Source organism: Bacillus sp. GW823-FHT06A11 (assembly GCF_058795355.1).
Genome location: NZ_JBXAHS010000014.1, coordinates 40,460 through 48,385, shown reverse-complemented (window position 1 = coordinate 48,385; position 7,926 = coordinate 40,460). Strand labels below are relative to the sequence as shown.

Below are 7,926 nucleotides of genomic sequence, written 5' to 3'. Positions count from 1 at the left end.
AAGTTAGTTTGTCTAGCATCTAAAAATAAAAATTGACGTTTCACGTTGTTTGTTTCGTTCAGTTTTCAAAGAACTACGTTGTCGCTCACAAGCGACTTTATCAATATAACATTTTGTTATATTTTCGTCAACAACTTTTTTCAATAAGTTGTTTTTCGTTTGTTTTGCTTGTTACCTTTCGTGGCAACGGATATAAATATACCAGTTTAATTATTAAAATGCAATAGTTTTTCTAATAAAATTTTTAACTTAGTAAAAAAGTATAAAAACAGCACATTTCTTCTATATAAATATAATTTCTCGCACCATCAAGATCTATTATACCCACGCAACTCATACTCAAATAAAAAAAGCTTTGGAGAAATCTCCAAAGCTTAGTCTTGTTTATGACGCATAGCAGGGAATAATAATACATCACGAATAGATGGTGCATTTGTTAATAACATAACTAGACGATCAATACCGATTCCTAATCCACCCGTAGGAGGCATACCGTACTCAAGAGCTTCGATATAATCATCATCCATCATGTGAGCTTCGTCATTACCTTGCTCACGCTCTTTTAATTGAGCTTCAAAACGTTCTTTTTGATCAATTGGATCGTTTAACTCAGTGAATGCATTTGCATGTTCACGTGCAACGATAAATAACTCGAAACGATCTGTGAATCGTGGATCTTCGTCATTCTTTTTCGCAAGTGGCGAAATTTCTACCGGATGACCGTAAATAAATGTTGGTTGAATTAATTTATCTTCTACTTTTTGCTCGAAGAACTCATTAATGATATGACCAACTTCCATTGTATCCTTAATTTCTACATTATGTTCTTTTGCAAGCTCACGCGCTTCTTCTACACTCATCGGAGTCCAGAAATCCGCTCCAGAGTGTTGCTTAATTGCATCTACCATATGAAGACGTGTCCATTCTGGTTCTAGATTAATTTCATAATCACCATATTGGATCGTTGTTGTACCCAATACTTTTTTCGCAATATGAGCAACCATATTTTCTGTTAGTTTCATAATATCATTATAATCAGCGTACGCTTCATATAATTCAATCATCGTAAACTCAGGATTATGACGAGTTGATACACCCTCATTACGGAATACACGGCCGATCTCATAAACTTTTTCTAATCCGCCCACAATAAGACGTTTTAAATGAAGTTCAATTGCGATACGCATATATAATTCCATATCTAACGCATTATGATGCGTAGTGAAAGGACGAGCAGATGCTCCACCCGCAATCGCGTGCATCATAGGCGTTTCTACTTCAAGATAACCGTTGTCATCTAAATATCTTCTCATTTCACGAATGATTTTACTACGAGTAACAAATGTTTCACGACTTTCCATACTTGTAATTAAGTCTAAGTAACGTTGACGGTATCGTTGTTCAACATCTTTTAATCCATGGTATTTATCCGGTAATGGACGAAGAGATTTCGTTAAAAGCGTAAATCCTGTTGCTTTTACTGAAAGTTCTCCAACGTTTGTTTTGAACACTTTACCTTCAATACCTACTAAGTCACCTAAATCTGCTGTCGTAAATAACTCGTACTCTTCATCTCCAACAGTATCTTTACGAACGTAAATTTGAACTTGTCCGTGTAAATCTTGAATGTGTGCGAATCCAGCTTTTCCTTTACCGCGTTTTGTCATAATACGACCAGCGATAGAAACCGTGATTTCCTTCTCTTCTAATTCTTCTTTAGAGAATTCTCCATATAGACTTACTAAGTCGGTTGTTGAATTTGTGCGTTCAAATCGTTTACCGAACGGATCGATTCCTTGCTCACGTAAATTATGTAACTTTTCACGACGAACAAGCAATTGGTCGTTTAATTCTTCGTGGTTCATGTTATCCATGATATTGATATCACTCCAGCTCTATTAATTTTTACAATATATACAGTATAGCATTTTCTACTCAACTAGAAAAACTGCCAGCAACTAACTGGCAGTTCTTCTTTCTTTCACGTAATTATAGGAAGTGTGTAGAAGAATGTCAATCTTCTCCGTCCTCCTTATTAACCAACGTAAATTGTTTGTTGTTTCGCCTCTACTTCTTCTACAAATGCACCTAATACATTCGCAAGGTCTTCACGCGTGTTGCAAGTATTGATACCATTACGCACACTCGCATTACCACGAACACCTTTTAAATACCAAGCCGCATGCTTTCTCATCTCTCTTACAGCAACATTTTCGTTCTTTAAATCGATAAGACGATCTAGATGCAACATACATACATCAATTTTCTCACGGACTGTTGGTTCCGGCATTAATTCACCTGTCTCTAAATACTTTACCGTACGATAAATCATCCATGGATCCCCAAGAGCTGCACGACCAATCATAACACCATCTACACCAATCTCATCAAGCATACGCTTCGCATCTTGCGGTGTTTCGACATCACCATTTCCGATAACCGGGATATTCACAGCTTGCTTTACTTGTTTAATGATATCCCAATCTGCTTTCCCTTCATACATTTGCACTCGCGTACGTCCGTGAACCGCCACAGCTTGTCCGCCAGCACGCTCAACAGCTCTAGCATTTTCTATTGCGAAAATATGTTCTTCATCCCAACCGATACGCATTTTAACCGTAACCGGCTTTTCAACAGCATCTACAACCGCTGCTACCATTTCGTATATTTTATTTGGATCTAGAAGCCACCTTGCCCCCGCATCACATTTAACGATTTTCGGTACTGGGCAACCCATATTAATATCAATAATGTCTGCTGTCGTATATTTATCTACGTATTTCGCAGCATCTACAAGCGTTTCTTTCTCTCCACCGAAAATTTGTAAACTTAATGGTTTTTCTCTCTCATCAATATATAACATATCTAATGTTCTTTTGTTATTCAGTAATATTGCCTTATCACTTACCATTTCAGCACAAACTAAACCTGCACCAAATTCTTTAACTGTTAAACGGAATGCAGAGTTACACACTCCCGCCATCGGTGCTAATACAACCGGATTTTTCATCTCAATATTTGCAATCTTTAACAATCAACCTACTCCTTCCTGCACAGTCACTTTGGCATTAATTCATCTATCGAAACATTTAACGCCTTAGCAACTTCTACTACAAAATCTTGAGAAGGCGATCGATTCCCTCTCTCAACTTCACCTAAAACAGATACTGATACCCCTAATTCTTTAGCAAAACCTTCTTGCGTGTAGCCTTTTAGCTTTCGAAAAGCACGAATGCGTCTTCCCCATTTTTCTGCTTCCATACCGTTACTCCCTCTCGCCTTTTCATTTCTTCTACTTGTGAACGTGAAATGTTTTGTTTTATATCTTGATTAATCTCTAACAACGGAACGATAACAAAAGCTCTTTCGAACATCCGCGGATGCGGAACAATAAGATTCTCTGCTTCAATATTCTCTTGATTATAAAGTAAAATGTCAAGGTCGATAGTCCTCGGCCCCCACCTAATTTCCCTTTTTCTTCCTAGGTCATTTTCTACTTTTTGTGTTACTTTCAATAATTCTTGCGGTGATAAATTGGTAGAAATTTTTATAACTAAATTTAAAAAACAACTTTGGTCAGTATAGCCAACTGGATCAGTTTCATACACTGACGAAACATCATCAACTTGAATATACGGACTTTTATTTAAAAACTGAATGGCTTCAGTTAAATACGTATAACGCTCTCCAATATTTGACCCTAATGCAATGTACGCTATATTATTCATGGACGTTCTCTCGTAATTTCTACTGCTACAGCGCGATAATGGCCCGGTATCGGCGGATCTGGTTTAATCACCTTAATTGTACACCGTGAAATCCTTTTATATTGCTTTAATATATCTGCAGCAATATTTTCAGCGATACTCTCCACAAGCTTATACTTTCTATCCTCAACAACTTTTCTACATAATTCGAAAAGCTCTCCATAATTGACAGAATGCTCTAAGTCATCACTTTCCCCTGCACGCTTTAAATCCAACTCCACCGTTAAGTCAACTTTAAATCTCTGACCTAATCTATTCTCCTCTGGAAACACACCATGATAACCATAAAATTCCATATCATGGATATAAATTTTATCCAATTACCTTACCCCCTTACCAATCATCGCATCCATCATTTTAGCCATACGCGCCATTTCTTTCACATCATGGACACGAACAAACTCACAGCCCTTTTCAATACCAAGACAAACAGTAGCTCCCGTTCCCTCAAGGCGTTCCTCTACTGGCAAATCTAATACGTGCCCAATAAAGGACTTTCTCGAAGTACCTAAGAGAACCGGATAACCTAGCACATTTAACTGTTCTAAATTACGCATCGCCTCTAAGTTCTGCTCCGGTGTTTTAGCAAAACCGATACCTGGATCTAAAATAATATTCTCATCTCGCACACCAGTATTTTTAGCAATTTTAATACTGTCATACAAATCAGCAATCATATCCGCCATTAAATTACGATAATTCATATTATCACGGTTATGCATTAAAATGATGGGTACATCATAATGGGCTGCGACTTCAGCAATTTTCGGCTCCGCCTTCGCCCCCCAAATATCATTAATAATATGAGCACCAGCCTCAATTGCTTGTTTTGCAACTTCAGCTTTATATGTATCGATAGATATAGGTAATTTTACTTCTTTTGAAACTGCTTGAATCATCGGGACGACTCGCTTTATTTCTTCTTCTACTGATACTTTAGCAAAACCTGGGCGAGTAGATTCGCCACCAATATCAATAATATGAGCACCTTCACCTTGCATTTCTTTTGCGTGACGTACCGCAGCATCTACCTCGTTGTAACTCCCACCATCAGAAAACGAATCTGGTGTTACATTTAAAATCCCCATAATTAATGTCTTTTCATTTAAATTCAATGTATATTCGCCGCAGCGTAAATCATAATCCCACTTCAAACTACACATCTCCTCTTCGTAATTCATTTCTGCTCCATAATTTCTCTCTTTGCATTCCATAAAGGTACATTAAACTTTTTGTAACCACTCCTACTTTACCCGGGAAATCCTGCGCTTCTATACGATAAAGCGGAACAATTTCTTGAATGGAGTTTGTTACGAAGACTTCATCCGCTGAAAGTAGCTCATCTTTTGTAAAGAAACCTTCCTTTACTTCTATATTTAATTCTTCAGCACTCTTTATAATAAACGCACGAGTGATACCATTTAAAATACCTGTCTCTAACGAAGGTGTATATAAAACATCACCTTTCACAAAAAATAGATTCGAAACAATACCCTCTGCAACATAACCTGCTTCAGTAAGGAAAATACCTTCCTTGCTCACAACATTTCCAATTTCACGCTTACCTAAAATATTATTTAAATAGTGATGAGACTTCAGGCGAAATGTCCCTTCCGGTGTATTTCGCACTTGTTTTAAAATAACACCTTCTTTTTCTACTACATCTCCTGAAGCTGTTAAAGGTTTTATAAAAACAATAACCGAAGGCTCTTCGTATATTTCCGTTTGTAATCCTATTTCATCTATACCTGCCGATACATTAAAACGTACATATGCATGCTTCAATTCATTCTTAGCGAGTAAATCTTTCAAAATAAGCATCACATCATTTTTTGTCATTGTCCATTTAATTTGCAATGTATCCAGCGCCTCTATTAAACGGTCATAATGATCATCCAATAAGAAAGGATGACCATTATAAATACGAAACGTTTCAAAAACTCCAAGACCATATAAATAACCATGATCATAAGGAGAAATTCTCGCTTCACTTGCTTCTACATACTGACCATTTACGTAAATTAACATAATGTCGCACTTGGACTGTATTTACGAATGAAATTCTGCAATAACTCTTTCCCATGAGAAGTCATAATAGATTCCGGATGGAATTGCACACCCTCTATCGGCAATGTCTTATGACGAAGTGCCATAATTTCCCCTTCCTCCGTCCAAGATGTTACCTCTAAGCAATCTGGTAACGTCTCTTTCTTAACAATAAGGGAATGATAGCGCGTCGCAGTAAACGGATTAGGAATATCCGAAAAAATCGTCTTTCCATCATGATGCATAAGCGAAGTTTTCCCATGCATTAATCGTTCTGCACGAACAACCTCTCCACCAAACACTTGTGCAATAGATTGATGCCCTAAACAAACTCCAAAAATCGGAATCTTCCCCGCGAAGTATTTAATAACTTCCATACTAATCCCCGCTTCATTAGGACTACATGGACCTGGAGAAATCATTAGAAAATCTGGTTTCATATTCTCGATATCTGAAATCGTCACTTCATCGTTACGTTTAACAACGAGCTCTTGTCCAAGTTCTCCAAGAAACTGCACTAAATTAAATGTAAAAGAATCATAATTATCAATCATTAATATCATTTCTCTCACCTAACCGTTTCTTCGCTACGTTCTTTTGCACGCCATAAAGCAATCGCCTTTTTTAACGACTCTTTATATTCGTTTTCCGGATTTGAATCAATTACAATTCCCGCCCCCGCTTGTACATGAGCTTTTCCATCTTTAGCAAGAAGTGTTCTAATTACAATATTCAATTCTGTATCTCCAGAATAACCAATCCAACCGATTGAACCTGTATAAATCCCTCGGCGAACAGGTTCTAATTCCTCAATAATTTCCATTGTACGTATTTTCGGGGCACCAGTAATTGTTCCACCAGGGAATACAGCCTTCACTAAATCAAAAGCATCTTTATCTTCTTCCACCTCACCACGCACATTAGAAACAATATGCATAACATGTGAGTATTTCTCAATTACCATAAATTCATCTACTTCTACAGTGCCATATTTACAAACACGCCCTAAATCATTTCTTTCTAAATCCACAAGCATTACATGCTCTGCTCTTTCTTTTTCGTTCTCAATTAATTCTCTTGCTAATTCTTCATCCTCTTGCTCATCCGCGCCTCTAGATCTCGTTCCAGCAATTGGTCTTGTACTTACTTCAGTTCCTTGTTTCTTAATTAACAACTCTGGCGATCCACTAACAATTTGAAAATCCCCAAGCTCCAGGTAACCCATATATGGAGATGGATTAATTTCACGAAGACTTGTATAAATTTCTAGTGGATGCGTTTGTAAAGTTCTTTCTTGTCTAGTCGACAAGTTTACTTGGAACACATCACCCGCTCCAATATATTCTTGAATACATTCAACTGCCTTCATAAAGCCTGTTTCTGTAAAGGCAACCGCTTCATTTTTCTTTTTAGGACGTTCAAACGGCATAGTCACTTCAGGCACTTCTGCCACCCAAAGATCCTTCCATTCATTTAAACGTTCTTCTGCTTCTGCACGCTTATCTACATAATGTGTAATAATCCACAATAGCTTTTCTTTTTGATCATAGACAAACACATCGTCAAATAATAAAAAGTATATATCGGGTATATTCAGATCATCCTCTGCAAGAGAAGGGAGTTTTTCGATATAACGGATACAATCATAACTAAAGTAGCCAATTGCACCACCTTGAAAAGGCGGGTACTCTGGATTGTAGTCTGTTTTCCATTTCTCCATATATTCTTGCATTAAATCTAATGGATTCCCTCTTTTTATTGTTTCCTTACCGCTTTCACTTATATGTAACTTTTCACCCTTCCCTTGGATTACCGCTACCGGGTTTAAACCCACTATGTTATAACGACCGCCACGTCCACTTTCCAGCAAAATATGTTGCGGCTTATCCTGAGAAAGAAATTTATATTGCTTAAAGAAATCTAACTGATATGGAATAGAAAGCGCTAAAGATTTTCTTCGTTGCATATCAACACCCCGTCTTCTTTTATCCCACCCTCTTAGATGAACCAGCTCCAACTACATAAGTTATTTATATAGAGATTGATTATACTCGAAGGCTAGTGAAAATAATTTAATTATACTACCTCTTATTTTACATGAAGTTTTCTAGTC

9 protein-coding genes are annotated in these 7,926 nt (G+C 37.1%); all 9 read right to left on the bottom strand.

Annotated features, from left to right (window positions below; genetic code table 11):
• Positions 1–374: 374 nt before the first annotated feature.
• A complete protein-coding gene (gene lysS / locus AC1Q8L_RS29545; RefSeq protein ID WP_000369686.1) occupies positions 375–1,874 on the bottom strand; it encodes a lysine--tRNA ligase in 1,500 nt (499 codons plus the stop codon).
• 161 nt (positions 1,875–2,035) lie between these two features.
• Positions 2,036–3,034, bottom strand: a complete 999-nt coding sequence (gene dusB / locus AC1Q8L_RS29540; protein ID WP_000912249.1) for a tRNA dihydrouridine synthase DusB — start codon at positions 3,032–3,034, stop codon at positions 2,036–2,038.
• A gap of 23 nt (positions 3,035–3,057) precedes the next feature.
• Positions 3,058–3,261, bottom strand: coding sequence for a helix-turn-helix domain-containing protein (locus AC1Q8L_RS29535; protein ID WP_000387030.1), 204 nt, complete (start codon positions 3,259–3,261; stop codon positions 3,058–3,060).
• Positions 3,213–3,728 (bottom strand): 2-amino-4-hydroxy-6-hydroxymethyldihydropteridine diphosphokinase, encoded by a 516-nt coding sequence (folK, locus tag AC1Q8L_RS29530; protein WP_001059456.1) that lies wholly within the window; start codon positions 3,726–3,728, stop codon positions 3,213–3,215. Before folK ends, AC1Q8L_RS29535 begins: the two co-directional genes overlap by 49 nt.
• Entirely contained in the window at positions 3,725–4,087 is a 363-nt protein-coding gene (gene folB, locus AC1Q8L_RS29525) for a dihydroneopterin aldolase (RefSeq protein WP_000358069.1), read from the bottom strand. Before folB ends, folK begins: the two co-directional genes overlap by 4 nt.
• Positions 4,088–4,948: a dihydropteroate synthase gene (gene folP, locus AC1Q8L_RS29520; protein ID WP_002094216.1), complete on the bottom strand. Its 861-nt coding sequence runs from the start codon at positions 4,946–4,948 to the stop codon at positions 4,088–4,090.
• Entirely contained in the window at positions 4,923–5,795 is an 873-nt protein-coding gene (pabC, locus tag AC1Q8L_RS29515) for an aminodeoxychorismate lyase (RefSeq protein ID WP_000909883.1), read from the bottom strand. Before pabC ends, folP begins: the two co-directional genes overlap by 26 nt.
• Positions 5,789–6,376, bottom strand: a complete 588-nt coding sequence (gene pabA, locus AC1Q8L_RS29510) for an aminodeoxychorismate/anthranilate synthase component II (protein ID WP_000602297.1) — start codon at positions 6,374–6,376, stop codon at positions 5,789–5,791. Before pabA ends, pabC begins: the two co-directional genes overlap by 7 nt.
• Before the next feature lie 5 nt (positions 6,377–6,381).
• On the bottom strand, positions 6,382–7,779 hold the full coding sequence (pabB, locus tag AC1Q8L_RS29505; RefSeq protein ID WP_001189705.1) for an aminodeoxychorismate synthase component I: 1,398 nt from the start codon (positions 7,777–7,779) through the stop codon (positions 6,382–6,384).
• Positions 7,780–7,926: the final 147 nt, after the last annotated feature.

Bases quoted from the DNA above. Each gene is read 5' to 3' on its own strand.
- folP (WP_002094216.1), bottom strand. From the start codon at position 4,948: ATGAATTACGAAGAGGAGATGTGTAGTTTGAAGTGGGATTATGATTTA.
- pabA (WP_000602297.1), bottom strand. From the start codon at position 6,376: ATGATATTAATGATTGATAATTATGATTCTTTTACATTTAATTTAGTG.
- lysS (WP_000369686.1), bottom strand. From the start codon at position 1,874: ATGGATAACATGAACCACGAAGAATTAAACGACCAATTGCTTGTTCGT.
- folK (WP_001059456.1), bottom strand. From the start codon at position 3,728: ATGAATAATATAGCGTACATTGCATTAGGGTCAAATATTGGAGAGCGT.
- pabC (WP_000909883.1), bottom strand. From the start codon at position 5,795: ATGTTAATTTACGTAAATGGTCAGTATGTAGAAGCAAGTGAAGCGAGA.
- pabB (WP_001189705.1), bottom strand. From the start codon at position 7,779: ATGCAACGAAGAAAATCTTTAGCGCTTTCTATTCCATATCAGTTAGAT.
- AC1Q8L_RS29535 (WP_000387030.1), bottom strand. From the start codon at position 3,261: ATGGAAGCAGAAAAATGGGGAAGACGCATTCGTGCTTTTCGAAAGCTA.